Origin of the sequence: Pedobacter alpinus (assembly GCF_042684645.1) — a bacterium.
GTDB lineage: Bacteria > Bacteroidota > Bacteroidia > Sphingobacteriales > Sphingobacteriaceae > Pseudopedobacter > Pseudopedobacter alpinus.
This window is the reverse complement of the sequence record NZ_JBHULV010000022.1, coordinates 116,103-136,074: the sequence shown is the minus strand read 5'-3', so window position 1 is coordinate 136,074 and position 19,972 is coordinate 116,103. Positions and strand designations below refer to the sequence as shown.

The following is a 19,972-nucleotide window of genomic DNA, read 5'->3' as shown; positions in this document are numbered from 1 at the left end:
AAGCAGAAACTAACATTATGTGAATAACCCTACGATTTTTTACTTTTTTCATGCGTTGACCCTGTATAGCCTCCCACCATTTTTTGTCCGTATCTCCAATTGATGAACCAAAAACACAGATTAGGTTTGCTGAGTTAATATTTTTGGTGAATTCTCTATCAATATTATTCCTATTTGCTCGATTGCAGTCGCTCTTTACAAGAAGCTCTAATATATCAATGTTCTTATGAAAAGATTCGTTTTTGATTTGTGAAATATCATTTACCCCAATTACCATATCATTATCCAAGTATCCGTGGATATGGCTTATGTTTCCTAATTTAATTGGTAAATTGCTTGAATTTTTATTTAATAGTATATTTTTTTGCGTCTCTCCAATAATTTTCTCGATTACTGAGGTGTAATTAAAAGTAAAAATATTTATATTCCATTGATGATTATGCCAGATATTTTTGAAGTCAAGTATAATTTCTTTGTCGGCAGGCAAGAAAACATTTTCTGGGAAACTTAGATAGTCAAAAAACTTCTTCATGTCCTTTTCGCAATTTTCAATCTTTTGTTCTTCTAAATAAAGATATTTCGATAATTCTGAAACTAGGTTGTTGTGGACATCATCAAATTCTTTAGTGCTTTTTAGGCTCTGTGTGTAATTTCCAAGTGCTATTTCCAAATCTGACCAACTATCGTAAGTGCCAGAAATATTTTCTTTTAAATTTAACATTTATATTATCGGAGTTTAAGGATTTGTAATACTGATAAAAATTGTGATAACTCGTTTTTAAATCTAGATTTAGGTCAAACCCATTCCCAATAATGTAAAGTATTTGCATAAAAATTTTAATAAAAATAAATAGTTACGCTCAGTTAAGACTTATAATACCCGAGCGTTATCCGGAAGTGCTAATTTGACTAAATAATTTTAAAAATCACATGATTTCAATAAGTAAACTATAAAAATTCTACCCAAATAAGAATTTTGAGAGTTTTTATTTTTTACAAATGCTAAGAAATTATATACAATTTCATACATTAAGCTAAAGAGTTAACGATTAAAGCGACTTCCTTTTAGCTTTTTTTGACAAAAAGATACAGCGTAATCCACCAGTTGGCTGATAAAACTTCAAAAAAACTACTTACCCAATCAACCCCATAAACCTAAAAACCCACCCCAGCAGCATCAATCAACTCCACCACCATTTTCATCTTCTTTTGAATAATGCTAAAATGATGTTCATCATCAGGGGTAACAAAAGAAATGGCTTCACCTGGGTTTTCGGAACGGCCTGTACGCCCAATACGGTGGATGTAATCTTTTGGCGAGCGTGGCAATTCGTAATTTATTACAAAAGGTAAAAACTGAATATCAATCCCTCTAGCAAGAATATCAGTAGCAACCAAAACCCTTAGTTTTCCTTCTTTAAAATTACTTAATGCTGCTGTTCTGGCAAATTGGCTTTTTTGTCCGTGTATGCCTTTCGCATCAATTTTATGACTTCTCAGTTTTTTAACTACCACATCTGCTTGGTAAACCGAAGACGTAAAAATGAGCACTTGCTGCATATTCTTTGCCTCAATTAAATGCCTTAAAAGTGGGCCTTTTTTCTCTGGCGAAACCGCATAAGCTGTTTGATGAATAAGTGCAACACTATTTTCTTCGGGAGCAATGTTGATGATTAAAGGATCATTTAACATTACTCGTTTAATATCCTCAATATTTGGACTAAGCGTAGCCGAAAAAAGCAGATTTTGTTTCTTTGTTGGCAGTAAAGCTATAATTTCATCCAGTTCGTTTTTAAATCCTAGATTCAGCATTTTATCAGCTTCATCCATCACAAAAGTTTTAACTTGGTTTAGATGTACCGCATTTGAAGAAATTAAATCTAACAAACGTCCTGGTGTAGCAATTAACACGCTTACATTGCTCATGCTTTTCATTTGTACATTTACAGAGGTGCCACCATAAACAGCCATTGTTTTACAAGTAAAAGGTAGCGTTTTACTTAAACTTTCAAATACTTCGTAAACTTGTAAAGCCAATTCTCGGGTTGGAACCAAAACCAACACCGCAATATGTCTGTCTTTCAGTTTAGCTTGCCCTTCTAAATTTGCAAGTATAGGCAATACAAAACTCGCAGTTTTCCCCGAACCTGTTTTGGCAATTCCCAATACATCTTTTTTACTCAATATAGCAGGTATTGCTTGTTCTTGAATTGGATATGGAGATGTAAGGTTGTTTTGTGCAATTGCATCAAGCAAATATTGTGGTAAACCTAGGGAAGAGAATGACATAGTTTTAATTTGAATGGGTAAAGTTAAGATTTCCTTAAGGATTGAATCTAAAGATTACTGTTTGTAGAAAAATTTCTTGAACAATTTATCATTTGGCTTTTAGATTGTACTATCAAAACTTTTAAACGCAAATAATCGGGTTAATTAAAATAATTTTCCAAATCTTTACAAGCATAAAATCACACATTATGTCAAGTCATCATATAGTAAGAGAAAAACAAGAGCCTGCTTTGTTAATTATGGATTTACAACACTTTAACGAGGAATACTTAGGGCAATTGTTAGAATGGTCGCCAATGGTAATGGTGCCTTTGCATCTTTTTGAGAAAGTAGTTTCTTTAGGGATAAAAATTGATACCGTCTTAGCTAAAGAAGACCCTAATTTATTGTATTTTCAAGAACATGTTAAAGTTGTTAGTTGTGATGATGATATTTTAGATTGCGCTTTAAAATACTTAGTTGCCGAAAGATTTCCGGCAATAAACATTATCAGCAATCATTTTAGAGCTAAAGAATATCAGTTTTATGTTGATTTAATTGATATTGTTATTTTTAAAGAAAACCAAAAAATATATCCTATAAAATCTGGTTTTAGTAAATGGAAAGCCGCTAATGAACAGGTTTTTGTTTTGCAGGAAGATTTGGTACATCAGCTTTCCATTTCGGGATTAGAAGAAATTTCAGCTGCTCAATATCAAACAGAAAAAGACGGTTTCTTTAGCTTCACATTTGAGCCTCCTTTTATTTTTATTGCCGAACAACTATGATTTCCATTAATATAGCTGATGCCAACGATTTAGAAACTATACAACAATTGGCTCACGCAATTTGGCCGATTGCATATAAAGATGTAATTAAGGAAGAACAGATTGTTTTTATGTTAAAGCAGTCTTACAGCAAAGAAGCAATAGCTTACCAAGTAAATGAAGGGCATGTTTTTTTAATAATGAAAGAGGATTATACACCAAAAGGTTTTGCAAGTTTTAGTATTACAGAAAAACCTTGGGTTTATAAACTTCAAAAATTATACCTACACCAAAGCTTGCAAGGAAAGGGTGCAGGCAAACTGTTAATTAACGAGGTTGAAAAACAGGTTAAAAATTTAGGTGCAAGCCAATTAATTTTAAATGTAAACAGAGGAAATAAAGCACAATATTTTTATACTAAAATGGGTTATACTATTATTAAAACTGTTGACATTCCTTATTTTAATTATGTATTAAACGATTACATAATGGCAAAAGAATTATAGTTTTTGTCCTCAAAATGCCAATTTGACATTTGAGGTTTAGCTTAGCCAAACACAATCGTCAGATAATAGCAATTTATACACTATTATTTTTTAAAGGAATGCTTTTTGATTATCATTATAAAAAATTAAAAGAAAATGGGACTTATATTATTTGCGGTTGTTGCACTTGCAGGATTTTTAGTGCAATGGAGATTTAAAAGCAAGTTTAAAAAATATTCTGAAATAGCAATTAGCTCTGGTTTTAGTGGAGCAGAAATTGCCAGACAAATGCTTGCAGACAATGGAATTAGTGATGTAGAAATTATTTCTGTTGATGGCCAATTAACAGACCACTACAACCCGGCTGACAGAACAGTAAATTTATCGCCAGATGTATATCATGGACGTAGCATTGCTGCGGCTGCAGTTGCTGCTCATGAGTGCGGACACGCGGTACAACATGCACAAGCTTATTCTTGGTTGCAGTTTAGATCTGCAATGGTGCCAATGGTAGGTGTTGCATCAAACTTGATACAATGGGTTTTAATGATTGGTGTGTTAATGATGATTTTTAGCGGAAATGTAATTGTTTTAGCTGTTGGTGTTGGTGCTTTAGCCATTGTTACTATTTTCAGTTTTGTAACATTACCTGTTGAGTTTGACGCCAGCAGGAGAGCATTAGTTTGGTTACAAACAAAAAAAGGAATTATGCAAACTAGTGTTGAAAACGACCAAGCAAAAGATGCTTTATGGTGGGCAGCTATGACTTACGTTGTTGCAGCATTATCTTCTTTAGCTACTTTAGTTTACTACGCTTCAATGCTTTTTGGAAGAAAAGATTAAATTTTTTTTGTGATAATTTAAACGGGTTGTTTTTTCATGAACAACCCGTTTTTTTATGCCTTATAAATCATTTAAGAAAATTTAGGTGATTCAATAACGCTTAATGGTGTTATTTAAAAGGCTTGCCGAATTATCTAATGAACCTAAATAGTTACTCTGCTAATTACGAATACCATTATTTTTTAAGTTGTTAAGGTTTTGCGTTAGGGATAGCAGTGGAAATCCGTTTTGTTCGCCATATTTGGCGGACAAAAAGATTGTAATGGAAAGCCCGCCCGAACGCCCAAATAACAATTTTAATAATACAACTGGGGTTGATAAGTAGTTTAAAGCTTTAATTCATACGGATATGTAACCCAAAATTTCTTCTTTAATAATCTTTGGGAGTAGATATTAAGAAAATTTTATTCAAAAAAAGAGAGGTTAATTTTCATCAACCTCTCTACTCAAATTATTATAAGTTAAAATTACAAATCAGTGATAGGTTTGTAAACTGGCACTAATGTTTTCATCACTGTCCAGCCTATTAAATAACAAACTGCACAAACAGAAAAAATAATAAAATAACCCGCTTCAATCCCTTCAAAACCCATAAATTTCATATTGGTGTTTTCACTATAATCAAATAAAAGACCCGATCCTTTATTGATAAATACAGATCCTATACCTCCTGCTAAACCTCCAATACCAACAACAGTAGCAATGGCCTTTTTTGGAAACATGTCTCCAACTGTAGTAAAAATATTTGCTGACCATGCTTGGTGAGCAGCACCAGCAATACCGATAATAACTACAGGCAACCAATAAGTTAAATACCCCAAAGGCTGTGCAACCATAGCTAATAATGGAAAAAAAGCAAAAATCAACATTGATCTCATTCTACCAGCGTAAGGATCCATTCCTTTTTTCTCTACAAAATATGTAGGTAACCATCCCCCAATAATAGAAAGTAAAGTTATTGCGTAAAGTATAAAAAGTGGAAAGGCAGCTTCGGCAGAATCCATACCATAAACAGAACTTAAATAAGCCGGTGTCCAGAAAAGGAAGAACCACCAAACGCCATCTGTCATAAATTTACCAAAGGCAAAAGCCCATGTTTGTTTGTGCTTAAAACAATCAGCAAAAGAAACCTTAGCTGATGTTTCTGCAACATAACCAACAAGTTTACTATCAGCAATAATATCTTGGTTAATATAATTTAACTCTGCTGCATTCACTTTAGCTTGTTTTTCTGGTTTTTCATACAAGAAAATCCAAAATCCCATCCAAACAAAACCCAAAGCACCAATTATTAAAAATGCCATTTCCCAACCATAAGCCTTTGCTATAAAAGGGATAGATATTGGCGCAGCTAATGCCCCAACTGTTGCTCCAGCATTAAAAATACTGGTTGAAAAAGCCCTGTCTTTTTTTGGAAAATACTCTGCAGTTGCTTTAATAGCAGCTGGGAAGTTACCCGCCTCTCCTAAAGCCAATACAAAACGGGCAAAAATGAATAAGGTTACACTTACAGACATTACCATACCTGTGTTGTTTGCTAATTTAAGTGCTTCTTTTGAACCCTCAAAGCCTACAAGCCAGTTTCCTGTAACTATACCAGAGGTTGCAATTCCGCAAAATGCGTGTAAACAAGCTCCTACAGACCAAATTCCAATGGCCCAAAGAAAACCTTTTTTAGTATCCATCCAGTCAACAAATCTGCCTGCAAAAAGTAACGAAACCGCATAAAAAAGAGAGAACAAGGCTGTGATATTACCATAATCATCATTTGTCCAGTGAAACTCTGGAGCAATAAAATCTTTCCATGTTAAAGAAAGCACCTGCCTATCTAAGTAATTTATTGTTGTTGCAAAAAACAGAAGTGAACAGACTGTCCATCTGTAACTACTCATTTTTTCTTTCGTCATAATTAGGTTTATTTTATAGATTTTATTACGGCTAATACCTCTTTGGTATTTTTAGCCAATAGCTCATAGTCGCCACCTTCCATTACATCTTTACTAATTAATTTACTGCCCATGCCTACTGCACAAACACCAACTTTAAACCAGCTTGCAATATTTTCTTTACTTAGGTCAACTCCCCCAGTTGGCATAAATAATTGTCCTCTAAATAACTCTTTAATAGAAGCAAGAAATTCTTGACCTAATATATTAGCTGGGAAAATTTTAATTAAGCCGGCGCCGTGTTTCTGAGCCAAGGCTATTTCTGTAGGAGTCATACATCCTGGAATCCATAACAAGCCAGATTTATTAATTAATTCTGCAACTTCTGGAACTACGATAGGGCAAACAATAAAATCTGCACCGGCATCAATAAAATCTTGAGCTTCTGCAGGTGTTTTTATGGTACCAATACCTAACTGTAACTCGGGCATTGTTTTTAAAGCAGCTTCTTTTAATTTTTTAAAGTTAGAAAGCGCTTCTTTTCCTCTATTGGTATATTCAATCACTCTTACTCCAGCATCATAAACTGTTTGTGTAATTTCAATACTTTTTTGTTCATCAGCATGAAAAAATAAAGGAAGCATACCTTGGTCGGTAATTGCTTTTAGAAGCATAGATTTTTTATCCATTTTTTTTAAATTTATTTTGGTTTTATGTTAAAGAGATAACTAAAGTATGGAAATTAAGAGATATTAACCTAATAGTAGGTGTTTTAATTTACGCAATCGTTACCGATGATTTTTGTGCAAAATATCTTTATTAAAGTACTTTAACTGTATTTTTGGTTTCTTTTAAGAAAATTTTATAAAGAATAAACCTAATTTTTCATTTAATAATTTATACCAACAATGTCTAAAAAAGTGGTAACACTGGGAGAAATAATGATGCGATTATCTACTCCCGATTTCAAAAGATTTGTACAAAGTGATTCATTTGATGTAACCTATGGTGGTGGCGAAGCTAACGTAGCTGCTGCATTATGTAACTATGGTTTAAACGGCGTATTTGTTTCTAAAGTGCCTGATACCGCTATCGGACAAGCAGCTATTAACCACCTACGCAGGTATGGTGTTGAAACTAAATATGTGGCAAGAGGTGGTAACAGATTAGGAATTTATTTCTTAGAAACTGGTGCTTCTATGAGAGCTTCTCAAGTAGTTTATGATAGGGCTGATGCTTCTATTTCTGATGTTGATGCTGCTGAATTTGATTGGGATGCAATTTTTGAAGGTGCAGATTGGTTCCATACTACTGGTATTACACCAGCATTGAGCGATAAAGCTGCTGCTTTAACTTTAGCTGCTTTAAAAGCTGCAAAGGACAGAGGAATTACTACTAGTATTGACTTAAACTACCGTAAAAAATTATGGAGCAAAGAAAAAGCTAGAAAAGTAATGACAGAACTTTGTGCTTATGTTGATGTTTGTATTGGTAACGAAGAAGATGCTGATACAAGTTTAGGTTTCCAAGCTGGCGATACTGATGTAACTAAGGGCGAGTTAAACTTAGACGGTTTTAAAGATGTTTGTAAGCAAATGAAAGAGAAATTTAATTTCAAATACATTGCTTCTACTTTAAGAGAAAGCTATAGCGCATCTGATAACGGATGGAGTGCATTAGTTTACGATGGAGAAACTTTCCACCACACTAAAGAATACAAAGTACGTATTGTTGACCGTGTTGGTAGTGGTGACTCTTTTGCAAGTGGTTTCATTTATGGTTTAGTAACAGGAAAATCAATGGCTGATGCTGCTGAATTTGGCGTTGCAGCTTCTGCAATTAAACACACTATCCCAGGAGATTTAAACCATGCTACAAAATCTGAAGTTGAAGGTTTAGTAGGTGGTGATGGTTCTGGTAGAGTTCAGAGATAATTTTAGTTCATTGAGTTGAATTAGTTCATTAGTCATTAGTTGAATTAGGCTAATCAACATGATATAAAAAAGTTCATAGTCTTTTGATTATGAACTTTTTTAGGATTTTGAGGGATTTTAAATTAAATCTCCAAAACTGATGAACTAAATTGCCACAAAGAAAAATACTAATGAACCAATAAACTAACCTTACCACAATACAAATACTAATGAACTAACTTTACCACAAGGCAAAATACTAATGAACCAATGCCTAATAAACTAATCTTACCATAAAACAAGAACTAACAAACCAACAATCTAACCACCTAACAAACTAAAAATATGATTATAGATACTTTAGCCAACGCAGATAAATACACAAGTGTACACCCATTATTTGCACAAGCATTTGAATACATTAAAAACACAGATTTAGCTGCAATTGAAGTAGGTAAATATGAAATTGCTGACGGTTTAAAAGCCATTGTTTCTAGTAAAGTTGGAATGACGGCACAAGAATCTGAAGCGAAATTTGAATGCCATAACAACAACATTGATATTCAAGTTTGCATCAGTGGAAACGAAACCTTTGGTTGGAAAACCAGAAACGAGTGTAAAAGCCAAAAAGGCGATTATAACCCAGAAAAAGATGTTTTGTTTTACAACGATGAGCCAAGCATGCATTTCACTTTAAACGACAATCAGTTTGTGGTTTTCTTTCCAGAAGATGTACACGCTCCTATGATTGGCGAAGATGAAATTAAGAAAATGGTGATTAAGGTGAGAAAATAAGCTTTGGGCACTGCCTAAAATCATTCAAAATGCTTGCTAATACAGCAGGCATTTTTTTATAAAGCAAATACTGTTGTATTCTTAATTTCCGACATTACAAAAATACTATGTATATGTGCAACAGTGGGCAATACAGATAATTTTTGCTGGTAAAAGGCATTATAACTCTCCATATCTTTAGTAATTACTTTTAACAAATAATCGTACCCACCAGAAACAATATTGCATTCTACTACTTCTGAGAATTTTAAAATACTCTCTTCAAATTCCGAAAAATTATATTTGGTCTGTTTATCCAATGTGATATTGCAAAAAACCATTAAAGAGGCATTTACCAATTTCTTATTAATCACAGTAACATACTTCTCAATAATCCCTTCTCTTTCCATTTTTTTTATCCTATCATGCACTGGTGTAACAGAAAGATTTATCTTTTGAGAAATTTCTTTAAAGGTTAACTGCGCATTTTCTTGCAAAAGCTTTAAAATTTTAATGTCTGTATTGTCAATCATGCCAGTTGGTTAAAGAAAAAAAATCTGCTTGAGAATAAGTTCGTTACAAAATATAGTTTGTTTTTTCTGTTTTATACTATCAAAACTACTTATAAATTCTTCTTTTTCAGAATAAATGTAATAAATATTCTATAATCTTATGTTTGCATAATATTTTATATTGTTATGATTGTAGGAATTCCTAAAGAAATTAAAAATAACGAAAACCGAGTGGCTATTACACCAGCAGGTGTAAAAAGCTTTGTTAATCAAAAACACACTGTTTTTATACAAAAAGGAGCTGGATTAGGTAGCGGTTTTTCTGATGAGGAATATCAGATAGCTGGAGCAGAACTATTAGATACCATTGAAGAGGTTTATGCTATTGCAGAAATGATTTGTAAGGTAAAGGAACCTATAAAAGAGGAATATGATTTAATAAAAGAAAATCAGTTGATTTTTACTTATTTCCACTTCGCATCTTCGCGGGCTTTAACCGAAGCCATGATTGCCAAAAAAGCAATTTGTTTAGCTTATGAAACAGTAGAATCTGATGATAGATCATTACCATTATTAACGCCAATGTCTGAAGTGGCCGGAAGAATGGCGATACAAGAGGGTGCTAAATATTTAGGTAAACCTACCGGAGGACGCGGAATTTTACTAGGTGGCGTGGCTGGTGTTAAGCCTGCGAACGTGTTGATCTTAGGCGGTGGTGTTGTAGGTACCGAAGCAGCGAAAATGGCAGCAGGTTTAGGTGCTAATGTAACCATTATGGATATCAGCTTAAAGCGCTTACGTTATTTGAGTGATGTTTTACCTGCAAACGTAGATACGGTTGCATCAAATCCATATTTAATTGAAGAGGCGATTAAAACATCTGATTTAATTATTGGAGCAGTTTTAATTCCAGGAGCTAAAGCGCCACATTTAATTACCAGAGACATGTTAAAATTAATGCGTAAGGGTACGGTTTTAGTGGATGTAGCTGTTGACCAAGGAGGTTGTATTGAAACTTGTAAGCCAACAACTCACGAAGATCCTATTTATATTATTGATGATGTGGTACATTATTGCGTAGCCAATATGCCGGGTGCTGTGCCTTACACTTCTACAATGGCATTAACCAACGCAACCTTGCCTTATGCCTTACAATTGGCTAATAAAGGTTGGAGAGTAGCTTGTGCAGAAAATGAAGAATTAAGAAAAGGATTAAATATAGTTGTAGGTAAAGTAGTTTACAAAGGTGTTGCAGAGGCTTTCGATTTACCTTTAGTAGAGCTTTTTTAAAAGTTTAGATTGTTGTTTAGGTTTCAGGAGCCCTCTTTGGAGGGCTTCTCTTTTTTAACCAATTTTAATTAAAATAGATCTTGAGGTATCCAAGCTAGTTTTTGTTTAACTCTTTTTTCAAAAAAGCTGTCAAATTTTGTGCTTCCACTTACTTTATCATTTGGATAAACAACCTCTTGAAAAATATAACGCTTTTGCTTTTGCCCGTAAGCGTTATTGTATTCAAACATATAAATCCAATCGTTTTCTGCGTTAGTTTCTTGATAGTTTTTGTTAACTATTTGAGCAGATTTAACAAATTTGGTTTCTATAGTTCTAGAAAACTCTTCCGGATTTTCTTCATACAATTTTCTAGAATCAAGAATAACAGACTTTGTTGTTTTTTTTATAGTTTTTTCTAAATCGCCGTAAGGAGTATCATAAAATGTTATTTTTTCACCTTTTGAATTATAACTAGCAAAAAGCTTCTCTTTACTGTAATAATATGTTGTAGTATCAATAGTAGTTTTTTTGTTCGATTTAGAGATGTTTATCTCCTCCACATAATTTAAAATATTGTGTTTATAATGGTAGTTACATTCAATTTTGTTGTTAGAATTTGGGTATGTACGTAAACTATTCACTAGCTTATTGTTTTGGTATGCAAAAAAATCTGTGTAGTTAGTATAATAACCAATACCATGGCTTTTAACTATTTTACCTTCCTTGTTATATTCAAAGTGAACATCGTTATTAAAGTTTTTAGCACTTGCTCTTGTTTTAATAGAATCTAACAGTCCATTTTTATATATGTAGTAAGTATAGGTTTGGCTAGCATATTTTCCTAAAATCTTGATGTATTTTTGGGTAATGTTACCTTTATCGTTAAACAAATAACCTTGTTCCATTGTTGCTGTAATTTTTAAACTATCTTTTAAGTAATAAATCGAAACTGCCTTTTTTACAATGTTTTTAAAACCATAATCTTTATAACTAATCACCGGAAGGTTTGAATGCGCTGCTTCTTGCGCTTTTAAATGATTAAGTGAGAATATGAGGATAGTAGAAAAAATTAGGGTTTCGAAAATTTTCATTGTTAGTGTATTATTAAGCTTTAGTGGTAACTAAGTTAACAAAAGCAAAAAACCGTATATACCCAAAAACCCGTAAAGGTTTTATTTACGGGTTCTTTTTTTGTGTTTTAAAGGGCTATTTTAGAGCGTGTTTAAAATTTATCTAATAATTTGTTTATGCTTTTTTTGGATACAAATTTAAACAGGCTCTTATTATTCTTTAAAAAGATTTATCTTATAATCCAGCAAATCTAAGCTACCAATTTTACAATGTCTTGGAATTACTGTTTGTGAATTTAGCGCTTTACCTTTTTAACAGTTTGAGCCCAGTTAGTAGTTTCAGCATCAGCTAAATTACCTTTATTTGCTCCTAAAGCTTTAACCCTGCAACCCCAAAAAGTATTTTCTATGATGGAATATAACTCACAATATTGTCTTTGGTATGTGCGCCTCCAAAAAAGTGAATTTCTATAGTTTTATCACTAAATTTTATTGAAGCCATTTTTGGGAACTTCCACAGCATTTATTTTTGAGGAATAGATATTTCAAATACAGTTCCTTCATTTAGCGTAGAATTTATATTTAATGTACCTTTTAAACTTGCTATTAAATGTTTCACTAAAGCTAAACCAAAGCCGTAACCAATTTCCCCACTTGTACCGTCAGTAGAAACAGCTGTTCCATCTAAAATTTCTGCAATAGCTGCATCATTCATGCCAACGCCAGTGTCAGAAACTTTGATTTTTAAATGCTTGTGATTATCTTCTTCAGCTAAATTTAAATCAACCTTTATAGTTCCATTTAATGGGGTAAATTTAATGCTGTTTGAAATTAAATTGCCAATAATTTGTAGTAGCTTATTTTTAAAAAACGGAACTTCAGCAATTTCTTTATTAATGTTAATTTCAAAATTAATACACTTATTATAAACCTGTGGAGCATACAAAGTCTCCAGTTTCTCTTTTAACATTAGTAAGTTAAATTCGTCAGATTTTATTTTGTTAAACTGCTCAACACTTAAAATTTCGTCTGCTAATTCTAATAGTGTGTTGCCACTTTTTTGTATCAGATTTATAAACATTAAAACTTCTTCAAGGTTGTTTTCCTCTCCCTGCATACTAATAACTTGCGCTAAACTAATGATACCGCCAATTGGGCCTCTTATATCATGCGCTACTCTTTTATGTGTTTCTGTGTTTTCTTGTATTTTATTTTTAAGATTTTCTATTACTTTTATTGCTTTTAGTTTATTTACAATTTCATCAGCAATAATTTTAAGCAATTCAATTTTTTCGGGATTTATAGCTTTGGCAAAATCATCCAATACACATAAAGCACCAATATTATGACCTTTATCTGTTGTTAATGGTATGCCAAAATAGTAACGTAAGTTAAGGGTATCTTTAACGTAAAATTTCTCTTTAAATCGGTCGTCAAGGCTTAAATCATTAATTTCAAACGGAACATTATCTAGTATAGTGTATTGACAAACAGAGTCTTCTCTTTCCATTTGTTTAAGATCAATACCATGTGACGATATGGTCCATTGCGTTAATGAATCTACGATATTTATGAGTGAAATTTCTGTTCCGGCAATTTTAGCAGCTAATTTTGTTAAATCCTTAAGGCTATCTTCTAAATTACTGTAATCTAAATCAAATTCAGAAAGGTTTAAAAGCCTATCTAACTCATTATTCGTGTATTTAATCATGGATTTTTATTTTAATACAAGATACGAATTATTACAAAATAACTCGTTTAGCAAAACTTTACACTTAATTTTTACGTTTGCCTAACAAAATAGTTTTATAACGTTCAAAATTTTATTAAAACTAAAATTTATATAATTGCGTAGTACAATTATTAGTTTTTATGTTTTGTACTTTTAATTCAAAATTTACGATGTATTTAATATGAATACCATAATGATTTAATCAGTAATGCTATTAAAAATTTTTTGAAAATCTTTTTTATAAAGGTTTTTATTATCCAAAGTACTTGAACAAATTATCTTGTAAAAAGATTTTGATGTTTCTACAATTCCAATAAAATGGTAGTAATAAATCATAGTTTCATCGTCCAGATAAGTTAAATCTGTACATAAAAATTTTGCAGTTCCGTTGGTACTATTAATTGGACTCGTGATTTTTCTTTCTTCTTTACTTGCTAAAAAGTCTTTAATAAATTCGTCATAAACATCATTTATGCTTTTGTTAGATGGGTCATCAAATAATTTTACAGTTTTTTCTTCTTTAATTACATAGCCCGAAATATCTCTAACCATGTTTCTGAATTGAATAGCTGCATTGTTATTTAATCCTCCGGTTTTACTCATATAGTAAGGCAAACTAATTTTAAATTCTTCTACCGTATATTTTTCCATTAGTGTTTGAGAATTAACTGTTTTGCAAAAAACAAATAGCAAGAAAATTATAAAGTATGGTTTCATTTAATTAAGAATTTTTAAGCAGTAATTTTAATATTTTATAAATATAGAAATATGATTTCAAATTTATTTTATGTGTTATTTGAATTAAATAATTCATCTTCTAAGTCAACAACGTTGTTTTTCTTAATATAAGAAATGTAGCTGGCATAATGAAATAGAGAATTATGTTTTGAAAATAACTAGTAACAAATCCTAATCACTTACTAGCGTTAAAAAATCACTCATAAATTAAAACCAAATTATACAATAAAAAAATCTGATAAATTAGCACCAAAATTCTACTGCTTAATTTGGGTTTAATTTTATTCGCATTAGGGATAATAGTGAAAATCCTTTATTCCTTTTTCGGGAATAAAGATTGTAACGTATAGCCCGACCCGCTCTTTTGCGGGTAATGCCCTTATAATAAATATCTTTTTTACATTAACCTTACCAGTAATTACTTTCATTTTATTAATCGCTTATTTATTGTGAATTAATAGCCTTATTTTTGCGCATAAATTTTTGATGATGTTGGAATTAGCAGGAGAATTGCAGAGAGAAAGATAATGATAGAAGAATTAGATCCACAGAAAAATATTATAATTAAAGGTGCGAGGGTACATAATCTTAAAAATATAGATGTTGCTATCCCTAAAAATAAATTGGTGGTTATTACCGGAATGTCGGGTTCTGGCAAATCATCTATTGCTTTTGACACTTTATACGCCGAAGGGCAAAGGCGTTATGTTGAAAGTTTATCATCATACGCTAGGCAGTTTATGGGCCGTATGAATAAGCCAGATGTTGATTATATTAAAGGTATTGCGCCAGCAATTGCTATAGAGCAAAAAGTAATTACTTCAAACCCTCGTTCTACGGTTGGTACTTCAACAGAAATTTACGACTATTTAAAACTCCTTTTTAGTAGGGTTGGAAAAACCATTTCGCCAGTGTCTGGAAATATGGTTAAAAAAGATTCAGTTACAGATGTTGTAAATTATTTAACTGCTTTGCCCGAAGAAAGTGTAGTTACGGTTTTATGTCCGCTTTACCCGCATAACCAACGTACTTTAAAAGAAGAATTGGCTGTTTTATTGCAAAAAGGTTTCTCTAGAATTATGATGAATGATACCATCAGAAAAGTAGAGGAGGTTTTGGAAGATGCTACAGTAGAAAATGTAGAAATTGAAGACGAACACAAGGTTTTAATTTTAATAGATAGAATTGTAACCAACCAAGAAGAGGAAACTTTAAGCCGCATGGCAGATTCTGTGCAAACAGCTTTTTTTGAAGGTAAAGGAGATTGCTATGTAGATTTTGAAGGCGAACGGAAGCATTTTTCGGACAGGTTTGAGTTAGATGGGATGAAGTTTGAAGAGCCAACTCCTAATTTTTTTAGTTTTAACAATCCTTACGGTGCTTGCCCAAAATGTGAAGGCTTTGGAAAAGTGATGGGTATTGATGAGGATTTGGTTATTCCAGATAAATCTAAATCTGTTTACGATGGTGCAATTGCGCCTTGGCGTGGCGAAAAAATGAAAGAATGGGCAGATGAATTGATTAAAAATTCGTCGAAATTTGATTTTCCCATACACCGCTCTATTAGTGACCTTACCCAAACAGAGAGAAAGTTGTTATGGAAAGGTAATAAGTATTTTAAGGGACTAGACGCTTTTTTTACATTTTTAGAAGAGCAAACTTATAAAATACAGTACAGGGTAATGCTATCTAGGTATCGTGGTAAAACCAGTTGTCCAGATTGTTTGGGAAGTAGGTTAAGGCATGATGCTACTTATGTTAAAATTACCAGCCATTCTATAACCGATTTGGTTTTAATGCCTTTAAAAAAATTATTGCCCTTTTTTGAAGATATACAGCTTGATGAAAGAGATCAAAAAATTGCTAAACGTTTATTGCTAGAAATTAAAAACAGAATTTTGTTTTTGAACGAGGTTGGTTTGGGTTATTTAACTTTAAATAGATTATCAAACACTTTATCTGGTGGCGAATCGCAACGTATCAACCTAGCGACTTCTTTAGGCAGCTCGTTAGTGGGTTCTGTGTATGTTTTAGATGAACCTAGTATTGGTTTACACCCGAAAGATACCAACAGATTAATTGGCGTATTAAAATCGTTAAGAGATGTTGGAAACACTGTTTTGGTGGTAGAGCATGAAGAAGAAATGATGCAAGCTGCTGACCATTTAATTGATATTGGCCCAGAAGCTGGTACTTTAGGTGGCGAATTAATTTTTGCTGGTAATTACGAAGAGATTTTAAAAGACGAAAAAAGTTTAACAGGTAAATACTTAAGCGGACGTGAGAAAATTGACATTCCGCAACGCAGAAGAAAACCTATTGATTTTATTGAAATAAAAGGCGCAAGGGAAAATAACCTTCAAAATATTAATGTAAAATTTCCTTTAAACGTTTTATGTGCCGTTACGGGTGTTTCTGGTTCAGGTAAAACATCTTTGGTTAAAAGGATTTTATTGCCGGCATTGCAAAAAATTATAGGAAATTATAATGGAGAGCAAACGGGGTCTTATGATGGTATAGAGGGTGCAGTAAATCACATTACTGGGGTAGAAATGGTGGATCAAAACCCAATTGGAAGGTCTTCTCGTTCAAACCCGGTAACTTATGTAAAAGCTTGGGACGAAATTAGGTCTTTATATTCCTCGCAATCATCGGCGAAAGCAAGCGCATTAAAACCAGCAGCTTTTTCTTTTAATGTTGAAGGTGGCCGATGTGATGTTTGCCAAGGAGAAGGAGAAGTGAAAATAGAAATGCAGTTTATGGCTGATATTTATTTGCCATGCGAGTCTTGTAACGGAAAGCGTTTTAAACAACATGTTTTAGATGTTACTTACAAAGATAAAAACGTTGCAGAAGTTTTAGAAATGACGATTGAGGAAGCTTTAGAATTTTTTAAAGACGAACATAAAATCACAAACAAACTACAACCTTTGGTAGATGTTGGTTTGGGTTATGTACATTTAGGGCAGTCTTCAAATACCTTATCTGGTGGGGAAGCACAACGTATTAAACTGGCTTCTTTTTTAATTAAAGGTAACAATAGCTCTAAAACATTATTTATTTTTGATGAGCCAACCACTGGTTTACATTTTCACGATATTAAAAAACTACTTAAATCTTTTGAGGCTTTAATAGAACAAGGGAATACCATTATTGTAATTGAACACAATATGGATGTGGTAAAATGTGCAGATTGGGTGATTGATATTGGCCCAGAAGGTGGAAATGAAGGTGGTAAGTTGGTTTTTGAAGGTACGCCGGAGGAACTTGCTAGTAGTAAAGAGTCTTATACTGGAAAATATTTGGCGGGAAGGTTATAGTTTTAAGGAGTTCATTAGTAGTGGGAGTTCATTGGGCTTTGTTTAGTGGGAATAAAAAGTTCATTAGTAGTGGGAGTTCATTGGGCTTTGTTTAGTGGGAATAAAAAGTTCATTAGTAGTGGGAGTTCATTGGGCTTTGTTTAATGGGAATAAAAAGTTCATTAGTAATGGGAGTTCATTAGGCTTTGTTTAGTGGGAATAAAAAGTTCATTAGTAATGGGAGTTCATTAGGCTTTGTTTAGTGGGAATAAAAAGTTCATTAGTAATGGGAGTTCATTAGGCTTTGTTTAGTGGGGATAAAGAGCTCATTAGTCATAAGGCTTAGTTAGTGGAAAGAAAAGGAGTTTATAAAAGGAGGGGGATTAGTTTCTAAATTAGTCATATAGCAGGCACTAATGAACTATAATTAAATTGGCCATAAAGTGAGACTTTTAAACCAATGAACTAATTCGACTGACGGACTTTAACAAGTTACCATAATGTAGGACTAATGAACCAATGACTAATTCAACTAATGAATTAGCCATAAAACAAGCCTCATCAACTAATGAACCAGTGAACTTACATTGAACTAAAATTATGAGTTTTAATAATCTTGATGATTTAGAAGTTTACAAAAGGGCATTTGCTTTATCTGACTTGGTGAGGAGTGAAGTATCAAATTGGAAAGACTTTTTTCTTAAAGACACTTTAGGAAAACAACTCGTAAGAGCCGCAGACTCTATTGATGCGAATATTGCAGAGGGGTATGGAAGATTTCATTACAAGGAAAACAAAAACTTTTGTTATTATAGCCGAGGTTCACTATTGGAAACAAAAGGCTTCATCAATAAGTGTAAAAATAGAGGATTAATAGAAACAGATAAAGCTGATTTAATTTTGAATGAAATAGATCAAATTCACAAAATGTTAAATGCTTATATCACTTATATTGGAAAGAAAAAACAAGAAATTTAAATGACTAATGAAATTTTTCTTATCACAAATTAAGATACTAATGAACCAATGACTAGTGAACTCAATGAACTTTTTTCTTGCCACAAATCAAAATACTAATGAACCAATGACTAGTGAACTAAATGAACTTAAAAAACAATGAAAGAAGAATCAAAACTTATACGTACGCAAGCAAAACGTTCTGAAAACAGAGAGCATTCTGTGCCTTTATACTTAACTTCAAGCTTTATTTTTGAAGATGCAGAGCAAGGCAGGGCAATCTTTGCTGATGAGCAAGAGGGGAATATTTACTCTCGCTACTCTAACCCTAATACAACTGAATTTATAGATAAAGTTTGTATGTTGGAAGGTGCAGAAGCTGGTTTGGCATTTTCATCGGGGATGGCAGCAGTGTTTGCTTCTTTTGCAGGATTGTTAAAATCTGGCGATCATGTGGTTTCTTTCCGTTCTATATTTGGTTCAACACATCAATTATTAACAACTTTGTTTCCTCGTTGGGGCATCACTTCCACTTATGTAGATGCTGCAAATCCTGATGCTATAGAAGCAGCTATTTTACCTAATACCAAAATGATATTTTTGGAAACACCATCTAACCCTGGTTTAGAATTGGTGGATTTAGAATGGTTATGCAAAATCAAAGAAAAATATCCTCAAATCATTATCAATGTAGATAATTGTTTTGCTACGCCTTATTTGCAAAAACCTATTCAATATGGTGTTGATATCGTAAGTCATTCTGCAACAAAATACATGGATGGGCAAGGAAGAGTTTTAGGTGGTGTTGTTTGCGGCAGAGCAGATTTGATCAAAGAAATGATGTTTTTTATTCGCCATACTGGGCCAGCAATGTCGGCTTTTAACGCTTGGTTATTAAGTAAAAGTTTAGAAACCTTGCCATTACGTATGGACAGGCATTGCAGTAATGCTTTGGCTTTGGCCGAGGCTTTAGAGCAAAACGAAGAAGTAGAGGTGGTACGATACCCCCATTTACAATCTCACCCACAGTACGAATTGGCTAAAAAGCAAATGAAGCAGGGTGGCGGCATTGTTACTTTTGTAATTAAAGGTGGATTTGAAAGAGCAAAACGTTTTTTAGATGCTTTAGAAATGTTTTTAATCACTTCAAATTTAGGGGATAGTAGAAGTATAGCTACCCATCCATCATCAACAACACACTCTAAACTAAAAGAAGAAGAAAGAAACCAAATTGGTATATTTCCGGGAACAATTAGACTTTCTGTTGGTTTAGAAAATGTGGATGATATTGTTGGTGATGTTTTAAGGGCTCTGGAGAAATCTAAATAAATTAGTTCATTAGGCTTATTAGTAAGTGACTAAAAAAATTAGTTCATTAGGGATTAGACATGTATTAGTTATAAAAAAGAAGTTTTTAAATTGTTTTGAGTTTGCAAGGTTCTCCTATCTCACATCT

At 32.7% G+C, this 19,972-nt stretch carries 16 protein-coding genes and 1 pseudogene; 9 read left to right on the top strand and 8 right to left on the bottom strand.

The genetic code is table 11. The features are described 5' to 3' along the window. Positions 1-830 (bottom strand): annotated as a pseudogene (locus tag ACFSSE_RS07130) (AbiH family protein); the annotation flags it as partial. 325 nt (positions 831-1,155) lie between these two features. Then, on the bottom strand, positions 1,156-2,289 hold the full coding sequence (locus ACFSSE_RS07125; protein ID WP_379043078.1) for a DEAD/DEAH box helicase: 1,134 nt from the start codon (positions 2,287-2,289) through the stop codon (positions 1,156-1,158). Positions 2,290-2,477: 188 nt separating this feature from the next. Here ACFSSE_RS07125 and ACFSSE_RS07120 point away from each other — a divergent pair, with 188 nt between their 5' ends. The 3 genes from ACFSSE_RS07120 to ACFSSE_RS07110 all read left to right on the top strand — a co-directional run bounded on the left by ACFSSE_RS07120 (position 2,478) and on the right by ACFSSE_RS07110 (position 4,363). After that, positions 2,478-3,056, top strand: coding sequence for a thiamine pyrophosphokinase (locus ACFSSE_RS07120; RefSeq protein ID WP_379043076.1), 579 nt, complete (start codon positions 2,478-2,480; stop codon positions 3,054-3,056). Further along, a complete protein-coding gene (locus ACFSSE_RS07115; RefSeq protein ID WP_379043073.1) occupies positions 3,053-3,541 on the top strand; it encodes a GNAT family N-acetyltransferase in 489 nt (162 codons plus the stop codon). The genes ACFSSE_RS07120 and ACFSSE_RS07115 overlap by 4 nt, the downstream gene beginning before the upstream one ends. Before the next feature lie 135 nt (positions 3,542-3,676). Beyond that, positions 3,677-4,363 (top strand): zinc metallopeptidase, encoded by a 687-nt coding sequence (locus ACFSSE_RS07110; RefSeq protein WP_379043070.1) that lies wholly within the window; start codon positions 3,677-3,679, stop codon positions 4,361-4,363. 467 nt (positions 4,364-4,830) lie between these two features. Here ACFSSE_RS07110 and ACFSSE_RS07105 read toward each other — a convergent pair whose 3' ends face one another. Together ACFSSE_RS07105 and ACFSSE_RS07100 are read right to left on the bottom strand one after the other, a co-directional pair. Continuing rightward, positions 4,831-6,270, bottom strand: coding sequence for an MFS transporter (locus ACFSSE_RS07105; protein WP_379043067.1), 1,440 nt, complete (start codon positions 6,268-6,270; stop codon positions 4,831-4,833). A gap of 8 nt (positions 6,271-6,278) precedes the next feature. Beyond that, positions 6,279-6,938, bottom strand: a complete 660-nt coding sequence (locus ACFSSE_RS07100) for a bifunctional 4-hydroxy-2-oxoglutarate aldolase/2-dehydro-3-deoxy-phosphogluconate aldolase (RefSeq protein ID WP_379043064.1) — start codon at positions 6,936-6,938, stop codon at positions 6,279-6,281. Positions 6,939-7,157: 219 nt separating this feature from the next. Here ACFSSE_RS07100 and ACFSSE_RS07095 point away from each other — a divergent pair, with 219 nt between their 5' ends. Continuing rightward, positions 7,158-8,183: a PfkB family carbohydrate kinase gene (locus ACFSSE_RS07095; RefSeq protein ID WP_379043061.1), complete on the top strand. Its 1,026-nt coding sequence runs from the start codon at positions 7,158-7,160 to the stop codon at positions 8,181-8,183. A gap of 324 nt (positions 8,184-8,507) precedes the next feature. Beyond that, positions 8,508-8,957 carry a YhcH/YjgK/YiaL family protein gene (locus tag ACFSSE_RS07090; protein ID WP_379043058.1) on the top strand — a complete coding sequence of 150 codons (450 nt, stop codon included), beginning with the start codon at positions 8,508-8,510 and terminating at the stop codon, positions 8,955-8,957. A gap of 56 nt (positions 8,958-9,013) precedes the next feature. On the opposite strand, the gene ACFSSE_RS07085 is transcribed toward ACFSSE_RS07090, so the two are convergent. Beyond that, positions 9,014-9,469, bottom strand: coding sequence for an Lrp/AsnC family transcriptional regulator (locus tag ACFSSE_RS07085; protein ID WP_379043055.1), 456 nt, complete (start codon positions 9,467-9,469; stop codon positions 9,014-9,016). A 165-nt stretch (positions 9,470-9,634) separates the two neighbouring features. Between ACFSSE_RS07085 and ald the strand changes: the two genes are divergently transcribed. Then, positions 9,635-10,738, top strand: coding sequence for an alanine dehydrogenase (gene ald / locus ACFSSE_RS07080; RefSeq protein ID WP_379043052.1), 1,104 nt, complete (start codon positions 9,635-9,637; stop codon positions 10,736-10,738). Positions 10,739-10,806: 68 nt separating this feature from the next. Here the strand turns inward: ald and ACFSSE_RS07075 are convergent, their stop codons facing one another. The 3 genes from ACFSSE_RS07075 to ACFSSE_RS07065 all read right to left on the bottom strand — a co-directional run bounded on the left by ACFSSE_RS07075 (position 10,807) and on the right by ACFSSE_RS07065 (position 14,173). Continuing rightward, positions 10,807-11,811, bottom strand: a complete 1,005-nt coding sequence (locus ACFSSE_RS07075) for a hypothetical protein (RefSeq protein ID WP_379043049.1) — start codon at positions 11,809-11,811, stop codon at positions 10,807-10,809. Between the two features lie 502 nt (positions 11,812-12,313). After that, positions 12,314-13,501, bottom strand: a complete 1,188-nt coding sequence (locus ACFSSE_RS07070; RefSeq protein ID WP_379043046.1) for a GAF domain-containing sensor histidine kinase — start codon at positions 13,499-13,501, stop codon at positions 12,314-12,316. A 219-nt stretch (positions 13,502-13,720) separates the two neighbouring features. Further along, positions 13,721-14,173 (bottom strand): hypothetical protein, encoded by a 453-nt coding sequence (locus tag ACFSSE_RS07065; protein ID WP_379043043.1) that lies wholly within the window; start codon positions 14,171-14,173, stop codon positions 13,721-13,723. Positions 14,174-14,787: 614 nt separating this feature from the next. Between ACFSSE_RS07065 and uvrA the strand changes: the two genes are divergently transcribed. The 3 genes from uvrA to ACFSSE_RS07050 all read left to right on the top strand — a co-directional run bounded on the left by uvrA (position 14,788) and on the right by ACFSSE_RS07050 (position 19,845). Then, positions 14,788-17,580 carry an excinuclease ABC subunit UvrA gene (gene uvrA, locus ACFSSE_RS07060; RefSeq protein WP_379043040.1) on the top strand — a complete coding sequence of 931 codons (2,793 nt, stop codon included), beginning with the start codon at positions 14,788-14,790 and terminating at the stop codon, positions 17,578-17,580. 579 nt (positions 17,581-18,159) lie between these two features. Continuing rightward, a complete protein-coding gene (locus tag ACFSSE_RS07055) occupies positions 18,160-18,537 on the top strand; it encodes a four helix bundle protein (protein WP_379043037.1) in 378 nt (125 codons plus the stop codon). Positions 18,538-18,675: 138 nt separating this feature from the next. Further along, positions 18,676-19,845: a trans-sulfuration enzyme family protein gene (locus ACFSSE_RS07050; RefSeq protein WP_379043034.1), complete on the top strand. Its 1,170-nt coding sequence runs from the start codon at positions 18,676-18,678 to the stop codon at positions 19,843-19,845. Positions 19,846-19,972 lie beyond the last annotated feature (127 nt).